13 protein-coding genes are annotated in these 18,369 nt (G+C 36.7%); all 13 read right to left on the reverse strand.

Annotation, left to right across the window (positions count from 1 at the left end; translation table 11 throughout):
* Window positions 1-171 precede the first annotated feature (171 nt).
* Window positions 172-1,662, reverse strand: a complete 1,491-nt coding sequence (locus N3I35_18975) for a HAMP domain-containing histidine kinase (protein MCX8132164.1) — start codon at window positions 1,660-1,662, stop codon at window positions 172-174.
* 26 nt (window positions 1,663-1,688) lie between these two features.
* Window positions 1,689-2,366, reverse strand: a complete 678-nt coding sequence (locus N3I35_18980; protein MCX8132165.1) for a response regulator transcription factor — start codon at window positions 2,364-2,366, stop codon at window positions 1,689-1,691.
* 208 nt (window positions 2,367-2,574) lie between these two features.
* Window positions 2,575-4,905, reverse strand: coding sequence for an S-layer homology domain-containing protein (locus N3I35_18985; GenBank protein MCX8132166.1), 2,331 nt, complete (start codon window positions 4,903-4,905; stop codon window positions 2,575-2,577).
* A gap of 48 nt (window positions 4,906-4,953) precedes the next feature.
* Window positions 4,954-6,132 carry an ABC transporter permease gene (locus N3I35_18990; GenBank protein MCX8132167.1) on the reverse strand — a complete coding sequence of 393 codons (1,179 nt, stop codon included), beginning with the start codon at window positions 6,130-6,132 and terminating at the stop codon, window positions 4,954-4,956.
* Complete coding sequence (locus tag N3I35_18995; GenBank protein MCX8132168.1) at window positions 6,133-6,810, reverse strand: ABC transporter ATP-binding protein; 678 nt, start codon at window positions 6,808-6,810, stop codon at window positions 6,133-6,135.
* Between the two features lie 15 nt (window positions 6,811-6,825).
* Window positions 6,826-8,727 (reverse strand): HlyD family efflux transporter periplasmic adaptor subunit, encoded by a 1,902-nt coding sequence (locus N3I35_19000; GenBank protein MCX8132169.1) that lies wholly within the window; start codon window positions 8,725-8,727, stop codon window positions 6,826-6,828.
* 234 nt (window positions 8,728-8,961) lie between these two features.
* Window positions 8,962-11,631, reverse strand: coding sequence for a calcium-translocating P-type ATPase, SERCA-type (locus N3I35_19005; protein ID MCX8132170.1), 2,670 nt, complete (start codon window positions 11,629-11,631; stop codon window positions 8,962-8,964).
* Window positions 11,632-11,873: 242 nt separating this feature from the next.
* On the reverse strand, window positions 11,874-12,623 hold the full coding sequence (locus tag N3I35_19010; GenBank protein ID MCX8132171.1) for an SH3 domain-containing protein: 750 nt from the start codon (window positions 12,621-12,623) through the stop codon (window positions 11,874-11,876).
* A gap of 114 nt (window positions 12,624-12,737) precedes the next feature.
* Window positions 12,738-13,655 (reverse strand): DUF4846 domain-containing protein, encoded by a 918-nt coding sequence (locus tag N3I35_19015; GenBank protein MCX8132172.1) that lies wholly within the window; start codon window positions 13,653-13,655, stop codon window positions 12,738-12,740.
* A gap of 148 nt (window positions 13,656-13,803) precedes the next feature.
* The gene (locus N3I35_19020; protein ID MCX8132173.1) at window positions 13,804-14,430 is read right to left on the reverse strand and encodes a DedA family protein; all 627 of its coding nucleotides are present in this window, start codon (window positions 14,428-14,430) and stop codon (window positions 13,804-13,806) included.
* Between the two features lie 167 nt (window positions 14,431-14,597).
* A complete protein-coding gene (locus tag N3I35_19025) occupies window positions 14,598-15,335 on the reverse strand; it encodes a GntR family transcriptional regulator (GenBank protein ID MCX8132174.1) in 738 nt (245 codons plus the stop codon).
* A gap of 355 nt (window positions 15,336-15,690) precedes the next feature.
* Complete coding sequence (gene purB, locus N3I35_19030; GenBank protein MCX8132175.1) at window positions 15,691-17,118, reverse strand: adenylosuccinate lyase; 1,428 nt, start codon at window positions 17,116-17,118, stop codon at window positions 15,691-15,693.
* 290 nt (window positions 17,119-17,408) lie between these two features.
* Window positions 17,409-18,369: aminotransferase class I/II-fold pyridoxal phosphate-dependent enzyme (locus N3I35_19035; protein ID MCX8132176.1), on the reverse strand; the 961-nt coding region annotated here is incomplete at its 5' end.

The raw sequence follows: 18,369 nt of genomic DNA on the forward strand, positions 1-18,369 counted from the left end.
ATTTGATATACCCGCATGTGTGGTATAACGCTTTATTTAATGATAACAGGAAATTTTTATTAAATCTACTAAATAATTATGTTTCTTTGATTAGTTATATTTCCTGAATAATTGAAAAAAGAGTCCTTACACGGACTCTCTCCTGGATATGCTATTAAGTTTTATAGGAAATCACATCATTTTTGCCTGATCCATTTCAAACCAGAACTCTACTCCTCCACCCACGTTTTCCACACCATATTGGTTTTGAGATGCTTCCTGGATTGCCTTTACAATTGACAATCCCAATCCTGTCCCTCCAAAACTCCTGGTGCGTGCCTTATCAACCTTATAAAAGCTTATCCATATTTTTTCTATCTCATCCTTGTCAATATGCGAGCCTGAATTAAACACCGAAATTCTTACCTTTCCGTTAACCTTCCTGATTGCAATCCTTATTTCTTTTTTTTCATTTATGTGGTCTAATGCATTGCACAAATAATTTGTAAGAACCTGTTCAGTTTTATCATAATCCGCATTTACTCCGGTATTTTCTTCACAGTCTATCTTTACCTCAACATCTTTTTCTTTTAAGACTATCGAACTCTTTTTCAATACGCTATTAACCAGTTCCAGTACTTCAAAATCGACTTTTTCAAGCCCCGCAATTCCTGATTCAAGCTTAGACAACTCAAGAAGCTCCTTTACCAGCTTATTCATTTTTTGTGTTTCATTCATTATTGTTTCACAATAAAAGTTCTTATTCTCTTCATCTTCATTCACATTTACCTTTAATCCTTCTGCATATCCTTGTATGAGTGCAATAGGCGTTTTAAGTTCATGTGAAACATTTGAAATAAATTCTTTCCTCATTTCATCGATTTTTCTTTCTTTCTCTATATCTTCCATAAGCTTTTTATTAGCCTGTTTAAGTTCAAGTATGGATTTTTCCAGCTGCTCCGACAGAGAATTGATACTTGAGCCCAGCTGGCCTATTTCATCCGTACTGTTTACATTATATCTTTTGCTAAAATCAAGTTCAGCCATTCCTTTGGTAATATTGTTCAACTCAAGTATGGGGCCAGTAAACCTTCCTGTTAGAAAATAAATTATTATACAACCGGAAAATATAGTAATAATACCTGTGAGCAGAAAGAACTTATTGGCAATATCTGCACTCTCCTGCATGGCAGTCACAGATGTGTTTAGCACCAGGAAATCCCCATTGTTCAGTTTTGAAAAGAGTGTTATGAAATTAGTGTTCAATCTTGAATCTTTGCCAATTTCTATAAGTATTTTACCCTGCAACACCTGGCTGATTTTTGAATTCTTTAGCATATCACGTACTTCCATGTTCAGATTAGGCACTCTCGGACCATTTCTTCTTAATTTGGAATCTATGAATCTCTCATTAAAGAAGTATTTTATCTTAAATTCCTTGTCAAGTATGATAATACGCAATCCCTTATTGCTCTCGAATTTTTCAAGGTCCAGATAGATTGCTTCTGGATCGCCGCTATATGTATTATTTATTTGGTTATAGCAATCCATAAGAGTATTTTTTTTTGTGTAAATATAATACTTGTCAAGAAAAAAACTATTAAGCAGCCAGGACAGGAGCACAAAAAGAAGTATAAGCCCACTTATAGATAAGAACAGCTTTCTTTTAATAGAAAAATTCATTTTTTATCTCCATTTCTTTTTTTCTTTCAGACTTTCACTTCAAATTTATATCCAAGTCCCCTGATAGTTTGGATATATTCTCCCCTGAAACCCAGTTTAAGTCTTAAATTCTTTATATGAGTATCCACTGTACGCACATCGCCATAGTAATCAAAATTCCATATTACATTCAATATCTTTTCTCTTGATAATGCAATACCTTCATTTTCAGCTAAATATGCAAGCAGCTCAAATTCCTTAGGGCTTAATTCTATAATTCCGCCGTCTACATAAACCGTATGGCCTATTTCATCTATTCTTAATCCTTCATAGTCCTTTATGGGTTTTTTCTCTTTTCCTGCTCTTCTCAACACGGCTTGAACTCTTGCCATCAGTATCAATGGGCTGAATGGTTTTGTGACATATTCGTCAACACCTATTTCAAACCCAAACAGTTCGTCAGCCTCTTCACCTCTGGCTGTAAGCATTATTACAGGCACTTTGGAAACTGCTCTTATTTCCCTGCAGGCAGTCCACCCATCCATAACCGGCATCATTACATCCAAAATCAGCAAATCTATGTTTTGTTCATTATGAAATATATTTAGAGCTTTTCTTCCATCTTCCGCTTCAAATACAATATATCCTTCTTTTTTTAAGAAATCTGACACCAGCTTTCTCATAGCCGGCTCATCATCCGCAATCAATATCCTGCCTTTTTCCAAGCGTGCATCCTCCTTTCGGCAAATCTACCTCGTCAGTTTGAGAGAATATTTAGCTTGCATTTTATTAATATAATTATACACTAAAGTAATCAGTTTTTTATATTTTCAGCATATCAAACAATTAAAAAAATTATAGCTCCCCAGATAAGGTGATAGGAACCAAATAACACTCTGGTTCCTATCATCTATAAAAACATATACTGCTTATTTATTGCTTAACTATTATCACTTCTACTTTTCCTCCCTGTTCAACCGGCTTGTCAAGGTAAACGGAAACAGTACCATACATTACATTTGCACTCAAATCTGCCAAACTCTTATGTGTCAGATTGCCTGCATAGTCAAGGAAGTAAACGGTTATGTTTTTATTGAACCACAATGTTTTTTCGTTTAGCTTTATCCGTTTTGAATCAAAAGCCTGTACCGAAGTACCTGATACATCAGCATTCTTACACTTATTATCTACTATGGTTTCTATGCGTTTTTCCGACATCTTAACTTTTACAACTGAACCAATATTGCTATCGTTGATATACGACTCACTATACTGATAGTCCTTACCATCCACAAGTAGAGTATAATTGTAGGAATATATTCCTTTTGGATTTTTAGTTACTGTCAGACTTTTTATTACAGCAGTTTTGTATTTTTCATTCAGCAAATCATCTGTCAATAATACATTAATATCTTCAAAAGCACCTGCCTTATTTATGAAATACACCTTGCCATCAGGTATTGCACCCTCCGGTAAATCCCCAAAATCAAGCAGATTTGCCTGCACATCAACCCCTGCATCATTGGAAACAATGTTGAATATCCTTACATTATCCGCTACATAGCTTGTTCCAATATTTCTGGTCTTTTTGTCTACATATAGACCTTTGGGGAAATTGTAAACAAACTGCTCAAGCTTAACCTTCTGACTGTCTATCTTTGTAAACCTCACCAGTTTGCCTTTATACTGCGACGCATCAGAACCTACATCGTATGTTATTGTCAGCCCATCTGCTGTCAGAAGTTTAGCATAATAGGTAAAATTAACCGTTCCGTTATTATTTGAAGACACCTTATTGCTGCTGTTTAGTACCAAAGCATAGTCTGAATTATTTTCACTCCCCGGATAATCAAGTGCCACTATTTTTCCGTCGTAGCCAAGTAACGCAACTATTATATCGTCTATATTAAATGACCCTGGTGTGTAGTTCAGCTTGTTATACTCAATACTCTGGTCGAACTCATAGTTTATACCGTCAATCTGAAGTGTCTTTGGCGAAAGTTTATCAGGCAGTATAGCTGTTATTTTCCCTCCCACTCTTTTGTTAAGTGCAAGTATATAGCTATACCTGTTCCAGATATCTGACACCTTGTATATTACATCCTTCTCCTGAATCAATGTTATATCTGACAAAGTCCCGTCTCTGACTACTGTGATGTTACCGGACAAGTCGATGGAACCGAGTCTTTTGCTTGAAGGGTCAAAAGATTTTGCTACTTCAGGCTTGCTGTACACTGGGTCAAAAATCACTGCATACTCATAGCCAGTTTTGTTCTTGTTATATGTAAATACTAGCGAGCTTCTGGTTTTTATTATGTTTTTCAAGTTTTCATACGGCTGTTTTACACCTTGATAGTAATATGCAGTATTATTGGGCAGTGTCCTGTATTTTATCTCTTCTCCAGAATTATATGAAATCCTTGTTTCTACTATATTATCTACAGATATGTTTTCAACAGTTTTTGAGCTATCATAGGCAGCATTGATTGTATCACCGTCAAAAACCAATCTGTAAGTCTTTCCAAGTTCCAGCTTTATATTTTTACTTTTCAGATAGAATATACCTCTGTCGGTCATTACCTGATTTTCTTGTAGTTTATCCGATATAGCAGAGTTTGCATATACTATGCATTGAGTAAACAAACCCGATGCTTCAGCAAAACTTTTATCGGTTTCTGCAGAGCCTATCTTTTTTATGTTCGTATCTAAAAGTCTGTCTATCATCAGTGCTAAAGCCCATTTCTCAACACTGTCACTGCTTTTTAGCTTAATACCCTCAGTCAGTCCCAGCTTTGCTGCTTTTTCTATATAGTTTTTGGGCCACAAGCCTGTAACATCCTGGTCGGTATACCCTAAAGCCCTTACTGTAGCAGTACATACCTGTGCAAATGTAATTTTAGCTTTAGGCTGAAACCTGCCATCGGGCATCCCCGGAACATAACCTTTTTCAACTGCCAGAGCTATGTATCCCGAAGATGAACTTTTTGGATCAACATCAGGAAATATTGTTGAACCTTTTAGTGAATCTGCAGTATCGGTAAGTCCCGTTGCTTTTACCATAATAACTGCAAATAATTCTCTTGTTATGTATTCCTGTGGCTTATAAGCATCTTTTGTCGCGCCAGGTATTATGCCAAGAGAATTAAGTCTGTTTGCAGCTTCTGTATAAGCTGCATTTTGAGGTATATCTCTAAAGTCTGCATATGCAATAGTTGAAATACATATCAGCACCATCACCAAGGCCAGTGACATTATCTTTTTCATCTTCACATCCTCCTGTGTCTTTTTATCTGTTTTCTTTATTTTGTGACATTATTCAAACCTGAGTGCTTCAATAGGGTTAAGTTTCGCAGCCTTATAAGCCGGAAACATTCCGAATATCACTCCTACCAGCAACGAAATTCCAAAGGATAATGCAACCCAAAATGTAGAATATACAGGTGTAGTAATTTTAAGTCCGCCTATTACAAATTTAATTACCGACAAGCCTATAATTACACCGATAAACCCACCTATACCCGTAACCATTATTGCCTCAATCAGAAATTGTATCATAATATTTTTTCTCTTCGCTCCAATAGCCTTGCGGATACCAATCTCTCTTGTTCTTTCCGTAACTGATACCAGCATAATATTCATTATCCCGATACCTCCTACTATTAAAGAAATTGCGGCTATACCCCCAAGAACCACCATTAACGTACCTGTTATGCTGTTAAGCATGTCAATAGCCTGTGCTTGATTAAATACTCTGAATGTTGTTTCATCTTTGTAGATTTTGGTTAAAAATGTATTAAGCTTTTCCATCACATTTTCTACTACTTCTGGTGAAGCTGCCTGAACTGCAAAGTTTCTTATATTGGCCTCCTTGCTCAGTCTTTGCGCCACTGTAACAGGAATGATCACCTGATCATCAATAGATTGATCCTGCCCGTTTTCTTTCTGTTCAAGTATACCCACCACCTTGAATACCTGTCCGTTTATTTTTATATTCTGTCCCAGAGGATTTCTCCCTTCAAACAACTCGTTTACTATCCTCGTGCCTATTACCGCTACCTTCTGCCTATAGTCATTATCCAGAGTAAGGAGAAAACGCCCGGACTGAACATGTCTGCTCCTTATTGTTTCATATTCAGGACTGGTTCCAACCATGGAAGTATCCGTACTGTCTGTTCCTGCCTTTACAGTCACATTGGAGCTTATTTGGGGAGTTACGGCAGTAATTTCACTGCTGTTTTCTTCTGCAAATTTCTGCAGATCTGTATATGTAACATTTCTATTACTGTTCCTACCAACAATAGATATTTGTATAAGATTTGTTCCCATTTCCTCAAGAGAGCTTGTTATGCTTTTTGTACTTCCCTGTGCAAAGGCCACAGCTGATATTACAGAACCTACTCCTATTATTACTCCCAGCATTGTAAGAAATGATCGGACTTTATTGCTCCGTATACTCTTTATAGCCATCTTAAAGGCCTGTAAGAAGCTCAATCAGCCCACCTCCCTGTCTTCAATGATTTCTCCGTCCTGAATTCTCACCACACGTTTAGCCTGATTAGCTATATTGTTGTCGTGAGTTATGAGAATAATAGTATTACCTTTATCATGAAGTTCTTTTAGGATTCTCATAATTTCGGTACCGGATTTTGAATCAAGGTTTCCTGTAGGTTCATCGGCAAGGATAATCGGTGGGTCACTCACCAAAGCTCTTGCGATTGCTACCCTCTGCTGCTGTCCGCCTGATAGTTCTGTAGGCTTGTGATGTATTCTTTCACCAAGACCCACAGTTTCCAGGGCAGCACTGCTTCTTCTATGCCTCTCTTTTGCTCCTATCCCCTGATATATCAATGGAAGCTCTACATTTTCCAGTGCTGTAAGCTTTTGGAGAAGATTAAAGCCCTGAAATATAAAACCGATTTTATTGTTCCTTATATCAGCAAGCTGGTTGTCATTTAGCTTGCTCACCTCAAAATTATCAAGGATATATGTACCTGACGTTGGAGTGTCAAGACATCCAAGCATATTCATTAGCGTTGACTTGCCTGATCCGGAAGGGCCTATTATTGCTACGAACTCGTGCTTGTTTATTTGCAGTGAAACATTATTCAAAGCCTTTATCATATTGTCACCCATCCGGTATATCTTGCACATATTTGATATATGTATCATAATGTCCTCCCGGCGTTATTTTCTTTCACCCGAAGAATTATTACTTTGGGTATTATTTCTATTTCTTTCGGGATTTCCGCCAAAACCACCGCCTAAGCCTCCCATACCACCTATGCCGCCTATGTTGCTTCGGACTTGCATATTATTCTGCGAAGAGCTATTGGCCAAAGGTGGTAAAATAACTTCGTCTCCTTCATTTAGACCACTGACTATCTCAATATACTGGTCATTGTTTGTTCCTACTTCAACAGGCTTCATAACGGCATTAGAATAATACTGTGCATAAGCTGGATTCATTCTCGAGATTCCAGCAGCAAAATTACCGGAATTTGTACCTGTTGAGGCACTATCTGAAGAATTCCTTCTTCCTCCGCCATTTCCATTACTGTTGTTTCCTGAATTGTTTCTTCTGATTCTGTTTCCATCACTTATTGCATCAGTGCTCTTCTCAACAGCACCATCTGCTGAATTTCCTTCCTTTTCCTTTACCATTACAAAGCTTCTGTTTCTCATTTTTTGAACAGCTTCAAGGGGAACCACCAGTATGTCTGTTTTTTCGCTTATCATGATTTCTGCGTCAGCATTCATTCCAACTTTTAAGTCGGCTGCTTCATTGACCTTTATAGTCACAGGATAAGTAGTTACTCCATTTGATGATGTACCTTGAATTGCAATCTTTGAAACCTGGCCACCAATGGGCTTTAACAATGTTTCAGGTAATGCTGCAATTGTTATGTTTACTTTTTGTCCGACCTTTATTTTTGCTATATCAAGTTCATCTATAGAAACACTAAATTCCATATGCCCCGGGTCTGTTATTGTTGTGAGTACATCAGCAGGTTTCACGGAATTTCCGACTTTTATGTCCTGTAATACTATTACCCCATCTATAGGCGAATAAATCTTATATTCCGACAGCTGTTTTTCTGCGGCAGCAAGCTGATTATTCAAGTCCTGTATTTTTAAGCCTGTAGTCTGAACAGAAAGCTCCAGGTCATCATTCCTGAACTGTATAAGTGACTGACCTGCACTAACAAACTGATTTTCTTTAACAGTGATTTTCTCTATTACTCCACCGGAATCACATTTTATTACCTGTGAGTTTACATATTCCAATTTTCCGGTACCTGTGCTTGTGTGCGAACCTGTTTTTGTTTCAACCTCTACATTTGCACCCATACCAGCCTTTAGTGATCCGGGGTTTGAAAGTGTGATTTCTGCATCATAGACGGCTCCTCCTGTACTTGTAGTAGAAGGGTTTTTGCTTATGTATGTAACAATACCTTCGACTGACTGCATTAAGTCCTGCACATTTACAATGACTTTCTGACCAGTCTTGATTTCTTGTATGATAGCTCCGCTAAATGACGCACTTAACTTCAGCTTGGATACATCAGTTATTGTTAACACTGTTGCACCTTTATTAATTTCATCACCAACCTTGGAGAAGGTAACGTTTGTTACCTGTCCATCAAAAGGAGCATTTACAATAAGGTTATTCATCCCCTTTTCATTACTGTCAGCTGTTAGCCGGGTCTGCGCTATACTATTCTTAATCTTTTCTACATTCAATCTTGCATCGGAATCATCAAGATCAAACAGTAATTCACCGGCTTTTACGGTATCTCCCTCTTTATGATAGATTTTTGTGATTTTACCTGAAACAGCCGATGTTACCTCTGATTCATTGGAAGATTTCACAGGACCGGATCCTGTTACAGAAACACTAATGCTACCCTTTACAACCTTTTCGGTTCGCTGCTCTATAGCTGCAGTCTTAACGGAACCGAATCTAAGCACCAGAGCTACGATTATTGCTGTAATTAAGATAAAACAAATCACACCGATGATAACCGGCTTAGTTTTAATTTTTCTTAAAAGATTATTATTTAGCTTATGATTTGAGTATAATTCCACTATTATAGCCCTCCTTGCCAATCTTTGATGCGCCTGGATTTGTCAAACAGCTGATTTAGAAGAGTTCGATACTAAATTTACAATATGACTAAAACAATGATATATCATGAATGTGATGGACTAGTGTGAAAAATGTTAACAAACTGTAAACAAATACAGGTAAAATAAAAACGAACTACCCGGTCATCTACAATACCGGACAGTTCGTTTTTATTTTCAATATCAGACTATAAATCAAACCTCTTCCCGCTGCCTTCTGTTCTGTACAATTTTAACTGCTTCGACTACAGGAATTATGGTAAACGAAGCTGCAAGCACAATTAGCCACTGTTCAGTATTCAAACTGGTCACCTTGAATATTTCTCTAAAAAAAGGAACTACTATTACAATCAGTTGAAGAAATGCCGCTATTGCTATAGCCCCTATCAGATATGTGTTTGAAAATACTCCTATTCTAAATAGAGATTTTTCATTGGATCTTACATTTAATGAATGAGTCAGCTGTATTAATCCAAGTGTTGTAAATGCCATTGTTGTAGCAATCTCCTGTGTGTATAGCTGCAAGCCCAGAAAGAAGGCTGATAGAGTGAGCAGTCCTTTGAATATGCCCTGATATATTATACTTATTCCGTAGCCCTCAGAAAAAAAGCCGCTTTTCGCCTTTCTCGGCCTTTTCTTCATTATATCCTTTTCAGCAGCTTCCACACCCAGTGCTAAAGCCGGCAGAGTATCCGTGACAAGATTTACCCAAAGAATGTGTATCGGAAGCAGTACAGTCCAGTTCAACATAGTACCCAGAAACAGGGTAACTATTTCTCCAAGATTTGAAGAGAGGAGAAACTGTATCGTTTTACGCATATTGCTGTATACCTTTCTGCCTTCTTCCACAGCAACTACAATTGTAGCAAAATTGTCGTCCGACAAAACCATGTTTGATACGCCCTTTGCTACATCAGTACCCGTTATGCCCATTCCTATTCCTATATCAGCAGCTTTTAGTGCAGGTGCATCATTTACACCGTCTCCTGTCATGGCAACGATTTTGTCATGTTGTTTCCATGCCTTTACTATTCTTACCTTGTGTTCGGGTGATACCCTTGCATAAACCGAATACTTTTTTACCTTTTCCTTAAATTCTTCATCACTTATAGTATTTAGTTCACTGCCTGTAATTACCTGTTCTTCACTTTGGATTATATTAAGCTCTTTTGCTATGGCTGCTGCAGTATCCTTATGATCTCCCGTTATCATAATTGGTCTTATACCAGCCTCAGAACAGATACGTACAGCATCTCTTGCTTCTTCACGCGGCGGATCTATCATTCCTACCAGTCCAAGAAAATTCAAATTTCTCTCTATAACTTCACTCGACAGATTATCAGGTAATTCCACTGATTCTCTTACAGCTACAGCCAATACTCTTAAGGCTTTGCTTGCCATCTCCCTGTTTGCCTCGCTTATTCTTTTCCTGTGCTCATCTGTAAGAGGTTCAGCACTACCATCGTCCTCCATTATACCGCTGCATCTTTCCAGAAGTACATCTGGTGCGCCTTTAGTAATAATTCTCTGCTTGTCAGCAAACCTATTTATTGTAGTCATTAGTTTTCTTTCTGAATCAAAAGGTATTTCACCGATCCTGGGAATTTGCTCTTCAACACGGTCTTTTAAAAACCCCTTGTAATGCCCGAAGCTAGTAAGAGCAGTTTCTGTCGGATCACCTATAAATTCTACATTTTCTTTACCTGTTTTTGTTTGCTTCGAATCATTGCAAAGTACAAGAGACTGGATGAACAATAAAGCATTTCCGTCATTTTCACTCAATTCTTCTGCCTTTTTAGTCCTGCTGCCTACATATACCTCCTTAACAGTCATTTTATTCTGTGTCAAAGTTCCTGTCTTATCCGAGCAGATAATCTCCGTACTACCCAATGTTTCTACAGCTGAAAGCTTACGAATTATTGCTTTTCTTTTAGCCATTTTCTGTACACCCAATGCCAACACAATCGTTATGACTGCGGGCAAGCCTTCCGGTATAGCCGCAACAGCAAGACTTATAGCTATCAGGAACATATCCAGGTACGCTCTTCCCTGTACAATTCCAGCCACAAAAATAATAACCGATATCAGTATTATTCCTATCGTAAGGTATTTACTCAGTTCTGCAAGCTTTCTCTGTAGGGGTGTCTGCTGATTTTCTGACCTGGTCAAATGTCCTGCAATTTTTCCTACCTCAGTTTCCATTCCTGTAGCCATAACCACACCCATTCCACGTCCGTAAGTTATGCTGCTCCCTGTATATGCCATATTTCTCCTGTCACCTATTACAAGATCGGGCTTATCAATTTTTACAGTAATTTTTTCTGCAGGAACGGATTCTCCTGTAAGTGCTGCTTCTTCAATCTTGAGACTTGCACTCTGCAGCAGCCTCATATCGGCAGGAACATAATCTCCTGCTTCCAGTAAAACTATATCTCCCGGAACAATACTCTCAGATTTTATTTGCTTTACAGTTCCGTCTCTTTTTACCCTGGCGTTTGGTGAAGACATCTTTTTTAGCGCAGACAATGCTTTTTCCGCTTTGCTTTCCTGCACTACGCCAAGAATGGCATTAATTACTACAACGGCGAGAATAATGAATGAGTCTGTAATATCGTGTGTTAGTCCTGAAATCAAGGCAGCAATCAATAATACAATAACCATAATATCTTTAAACTGTTCTAAAAACATTATGATTATTGATTTCTTCTTGCCTTCTTCCAACTCATTAGTGCCGTATATACTTGCCCTTTCTTCAGCTTCATGTTCAGATAACCCGTCAAGACTCGATTCAAGCTTCTCAAGGGTTGTTTTTTCATCTAATGTATGAAACAGAATTTCTTTTAAAGTTTTACTTTTATCTTGCATGCAAATTACCTCCTGCAAGTAATATTAACTAATTGTAAAAAGTTTATTACTGATTGAGAATTATATTAAAAACGCTTAATGCTATATCATCCATAAATAAACTCATTTTATCTGCCTTTCTGAAAAAATGCCTATATAGTGAATTTATTTACAGGAACAAACTAAAAAGAAAAACCAGTATCTTTAAGCTCATACTCACAAGCTTATAGATACTGGCTCATCAAGCAAATATTAATTTATGATCATGTCTTTATATATTTTCCTAAAACCCAGCCGGTTACACCTTTTGAGTTTTTAATCTTATACCATTCTCCATTCTTTGACAAGACAGTTACTACTTCGTCCTTTGTCAGTTTTCCTACTACTTTAGATGTAGTATTTGCATTTTCCCGTATATTTAAAGCACTTGCCGTAACCTTTCCCTTTGTTGAGGCTGCAGTATCTTCCTTAACAGGAGGATTTTCTTTTTCCGTGTTTTTTATCTCTTCATCCGATAATCCTTGAATTGTATATGCTCCGCTTACAAGAATCCAGCAGTTGGTTGAAGTCTTTAAACCTCTTCCGTCATCTTGCGGGGAAATAAGCAAGTGATTGATTGATATCTGTGCTCCATTTCCAAGTTCTTTTGCAGAGGTTGTATCAGTGAGTCCCCCGTTCTTACCCTTTACTGCAATAGCTTTTCCAGATTTTAATATGATTTCAGTGCCTGATTTTGCATAAATCCTTTGTCCAGCTTTAACAGATACGGTTTCAAGTGTCTTTGACTGAGACCCCGTATCAGATTTCAGGGTTTTTATTTCTTCACGTAAAGCTTTTATTTCATTTTCATACTTTGCCATAAGCGAATCAACATAACTTTGTGATACCAGAGGGTCTTGATCAGAACCAGGGTCCGGATTTGTTTCGGGTACAGCCAGTACTATGTTGAAACAGATAGATGTAATAAGTATCAGTATAAATACTCCCGCGATTATACGGAAATTTTTTTTCATATGTATCCTCCCTGAAATGTTAATAAATGCATTTACATATCTAAATTATATACTATTAAGAGAGGATTTTTGTTACATTTTTCTTAAAAAAATATAACAATTCGATTTTTTTCTTTATTTATCTTCAAATCTTTTTATATCACTTGTCTTAAATGTCCACTCAGGCGTAAATATTTCTTCACTGCCTTTTAAATAATACCAAGGGCTTATTTCAGGTCTTTCATTATTCTTTAGTACCTGTATATCTTGTGCAGGCATATAACTCTGGGCAAAAATATAGACTTTTTCTCCCGTCGCTTCATTTTCAGCCATGTCCACAACAATCACACAATGTCCCGGACTTCCCCCCTGTATCAATACATCCCCTATGCGCATATCCTCCACAGATACCGTTTTAAGCTCTTTTGACAGGGATAAGGTTCCTGCATAAGCAAATACAAAATCCAGATATTCTCTAAAACTCTTATAGTTATCGGAATTGTCTTCTTTGTTTACCCAAAAAGTCCTGTTGTTTTTATCGAACTTTATTCTTTTACCACTCCTCCATTTTACATATTCTGCATTAAATCCATTTGTCAGGTTAAAATGAATTCTATAGTATTGTTTGTTCTTATATAAATATTCAGCCCTTAAACGCATTACTGCATCCGCACACTGTTGAAGGTCTCTTTTCCCTATATCCATATCTATTACTGCATCGTAAACTTCTCTGGTTTTTTCTTCCCCGTTAAAATAGTATACCCTTGAACCGTCAGGTTTAAGAGGAAGTGTCCTCAGATATTGTCCGAATGAAGCTGCATCGTTTTTTGTCCTCTTGAAACCTTCAGGTACTAAAAATCTTTCTTCTATGGTTTTTCCATCCTTGTTTATTAATGATGCTACTATACTGTTTATACTCACATTATTGTCTTTGACATCCGGATTACTTATAGTGCTTTTCATATCTGCGGATTCTTTTTCTTCAAGTACGCCTTGCTGTACCGAACAGGATGTCAGTATCAGAGGAATAATTAGTAGAAATATTTTTTTCATAAACCCTCTCAATATATATCTAAATATTAAAGTCCAAACATTTTCTTTCTAAATTTTATCAGAATAAAGGTGTTTCTTCTACACATGACTGAATTTAGGCAATAAAAAACAGCATATATAGAATATACTGTTACTAGACACCTTATGGTCAACCTTTTACTTTTTTCCTTTTTACTAATAAATAAATTCCTGCACACAAGACAGCTATAGCTATAAGAATAATCACAACTCCATTATATGTTTTTAAAATATCCTTTACATATCCCAGATTATTCCCAAGGAAGCGTCCAAGCATAAGTACCAGAATATGATGTATCAATACGGAAACGAAAATGGAAGGATAGACAATCCGCGCCTTCATTTTGAAAATCCCGGAAGAAAGAAGCATTATTGCGTTTACACCCGGAACAAATTTGCTTACTATGATTGCGAATGACCCGTATTTTTCAAAAATTCTTTCTGTACGCTTTCTATGCTTTTCATCTATATATCTCTTTATTATCTTATAGTTAAAAACAGCACTTCCTTTACGAAGCCCGAATTCATAAACAATCAGTGAGCCTACGAAAGTACCGGTCATTGCATTCAAAAGAACCGGAACAAAACCGAAAGAATTACTTATTGTAGTTATATATCCTTCAAAGACAAGCACAACATCAGAGGGGAATGGCGGGAACACTAGCTGTAATACTGATGAAATAAAAAATATCACATAAACCAGAAAAACATTTCTTTCCAATACATAATTTATAAAATCCAATATCAGTGCTTCCATCAACAGCTCCTTGTAATTATGTTTACCAGGTTATAAGTACTATACGAATAAAAAACTGTGTAGCCTGGTATTATTACACTGCAATTTCTCGAAAGTTTTTTATTGAGGAATGTCTAATTCAGTGCTTATTCTTGACACCCTGTTGAAATTTAAACACTTTTACATTTTTACTTCGCGTGTTCAAATATCAGCTTGCATTTATCAGCACGGTATTTTGCTACCACATACTCTACTGCCTGTGAACTCTTTGAATGCAAAATATTCTCTATCCTTATCAACGCCTGGCCGGGTTGAACTTGAAGATATTGTGCATCACTCTGTACTGTGAATACTATTTCAAGAGTGCTCTTGGATTTGACCGGTATAAATGGATATTTCCCTCTCAAAATATCGTAAGAAGGCTTACGCTCCTTAATATCTTCTACTATATCCGGAAACAGACTTAATGGTATATATGAAGTATTCAATGAAAATACTTCGCCATTGTATCTGGATACATAACTGATTTCCGCAAAATCAATCTTATTATTTGCTGAAATAGAGAATATTTCTTCAAGCCTTTGAAAGTCAGTATTTTTTACTATGTTTACCGATATAATATCCTTTTCACCGGGTACCTGACTATCCAGAATTGAATCTGTGAAGCCAGAGTAATTTTTTATATCAATCCGTGATTTTGATTTTGAAACAAATGTACCTTTGCCTTTTTCCTTATATAAATAGCCATTATTAGTGAGTTCACTAATTGCCTGACGGACAGTTGGTCTGCTGATATTGAATAAATCACACAGTTCCTGCTCGGAAGGTATCTTTGAGTCTTCTTTATACTGGCCACTTTCTATATTTTTGATTATAAGGCTTTTTAGTTGGCAATATAAAGGTACATCGCTATATTTATTTATCACAGATTGCTTCCCCCTCATTTATGATCATAAATAAAAGTAGCAGTTCTTGCTACCAGGTTTTATATTCAATACTATTAACCAACCCTAATAATTCTCATTTATGCCTACACAAAATATCTTAAAACAAATTTATAGAATCCTTACCTAATATTTTACACTTTTATCAAAACAATACTATTAATCATCACATGACATTATTACATCGTAACTAATTTTACAATATAATTGTAAATAATTCAACATTATAATGCAATTTTTTACACTAAAAATCACTAAAATTTTTCTAAACAAAAAAGCGGATAACATGGATTTTGCAATGTTATCCGCTCTGGTCTCTCATTAAATCCTTTTATGATTAAACTTTCAGCTCAACGTTTATATCCCCGACCTGATTTTTACTTAAAATTGGATTTACATATCCTGAAATAAAATCTTCTACCTGTTCCGGTGATCTTCCTACATAATTTTGGGGATCAAGAACAGATTGTATTTCTTCCAAGGACATTCCAAACATCTTATCCCTTGCTATTCTTTCTATAAGGTCATTCTTATTCCCCTCAACCTTTACCTGCTTACCTGCTTCCATCGAATGAACCCTTATTCTTTCATGCAGTTCCTGTCTGTCTCCACCACGTTTTACCGCTTCCATCATTATGTTTTCTGTTGCCATAAACGGAAGCTCTTCCATTACATGCTTTTCGATAACCTTTGGATAAACTACCAAACCGCTTGCTACATTTATATATATGTTTAATATAGCATCTACAGCAAGAAATGCCTCGGGTATGCTTATTCTTTTATTTGCAGAATCATCAAGTGTTCTTTCAAACCACTGGGTTGAAGCAGTAATAGCCGGGTTTAGAGCATCTACTATTACATACCGTGCCAGTGAGGAAATTCTTTCACTTCGCATAGGATTTCTTTTGTAAGCCATTGCAGATGAGCCTATTTGTTTTTCTTCAAAGGGTTCCTCAACTTCCTTCATGCTTTGCAGAAGTCTCATGTCATTGCTGAATTTATAGGCACTTTGTGAAATACTGCTTAATACATTCAGTACTCTGCTGTCAAGTTTTCTTGTATATGTCTGTCCTGATACAGGGAAAACATCCTTATACCCCATTTTTTCTGCTATAAGTTTTTCAAGCTTTTTTACCTTTTCATGATTACCGTCAAACAGGCTTAAGAAGCTGGCTTGTGTTCCTGTAGTGCCCTTTGAGCCTAATAATTTCATGTTTGACAACAAGAATTCCAGATCCTCAAGATCAATAAGCAAATCCTGTATCCAAAGTGTAGCTCTTTTTCCAACTGTCACAAGCTGAGCCGGTTGATAATGTGTAAATCCTAGCGTCGGCATATCCTTATATTTCATTGCGAATTCAGAAAGCTTTTTTATAGTACTCAATAATTTGTTTTTTACAAGCTTTAATGCTTCTGTCATTATTATTATATCCGTATTGTCGCCCACATAGCAGGAAGTGGCGCCCAGGTGTATAATACCTCTGGCAGAAGGACATTGTTCGCCATAAGCATGAACATGAGCCATTACATCATGTCTGAACTCTTTCTCTTTTTTTTCTGCGAGCTCGTAGTTTATATCTTCCTTGAATTTTTTCAGTTCTTCTATCTGTTCTTCCGTGATATTGAGCCCTAATTCTCTTTCAGCTTCAGCAAGTGCTATCCAGAGCCTTCTCCATGTTCTGAACTTCATATCTGGTGAAAAAAGCTGCTGCATCTCTTCGCTTGCATATCTTGCATTAAAAGGACTTTCATAAGTATTTTTCAACTGTTTCTACCTCCAATTCAGTATTTATGTTAATTATTAATTATTTACCTGTAAGCTTTAACATTGTTTATTATACATATTTTTTTATCTTAAATCTATATATTAATCACTAAACCTTTATAATTTAGGAAACAAACAAATTTATTAACATCAAATATTTCAAAAAAAGTGCGGGGTATATGCCCCCGCCAAGATATTCATGAATATGAGATTGATATTAGGAAGTTCTGAATTTCTTCAGAAATCCAAAGACAATTATATTAAAGTTATTTAAACAAATCAAGATAATTTTATTTTGCAGCCAATACCTTTTGAGCACTTACAATCTGTACGCATATGCAAAGGATTTCTATAGCCTTGCGAAGTTCTTCCAATGTCGGAAAAGTAGGTGCTATTCTTATATTTCTGTCTTTTGGGTCCTTCCCATAAGGGTAGGTAGCACCAACCTTGGTTAATGTAACTCCTGCTTCACTTGCTAATTCATATACTGCCTTAGCACATCCTTCCATGGTGTTCAGGCTAATAAAATATCCGCCGTTTGGCTTATTCCACCATGCAATATCTTTCCCGCCAAGTTCTGCTTCTAATATTTCAAGAACTGCATCAAATTTTGGTCCGATTATCGCAGCATGTTTTTTCATTTGAGCCTCTACGTCTTTCATATTTTTTAAGAACTTTATGTGACGCAGTTGATTTATTTTATCAGGACCGATAGTCTGAATCGATAGTTGTTTTCGTATAAAGTTTATATTGTTTTCACTTGCTGCCATAGCCGCAACACCAGCACCTGGGAATGTGATCTTAGATGTGGAAGTAAACATGAATACCCGATCTGCATTGCCGGCATCCTTGCAAGCTGTTAGAATATTTTTCAACTGATCGTGTTTATCCGTTAGATGGTGTACAGCATATGCATTATCCCAGAATATTCTGAAATCATCAGCTGCTGTCTTCATTTTGGCAAGCCTGTCAACAACCTCATCGGAATATGTAATTCCAAATGGGTTACTATATTTCGGAACACACCAGATACCCTTTATAGCTTCATCCTCGGCAACCAGCTTTTCAACAGTATCCATATCGGGACCGTCATGCTTCAGGTCTATCGTAATCATTTCAATGCCAAACAATTCACAAATTGCAAAGTGCCTGTCATACCCTGGGCTAGGACATAAAAATTTTACAGCCGGAAGCTTTCCCCATGGCTCTTCACTTCCCAGAACACCAAGCAGCAAGGCTCTGGCTATAGAG

It is taken from the genome of Clostridia bacterium (assembly GCA_026414765.1).
Lineage (GTDB): Bacteria > Bacillota > Clostridia > Acetivibrionales > DSM-27016 > SKW86.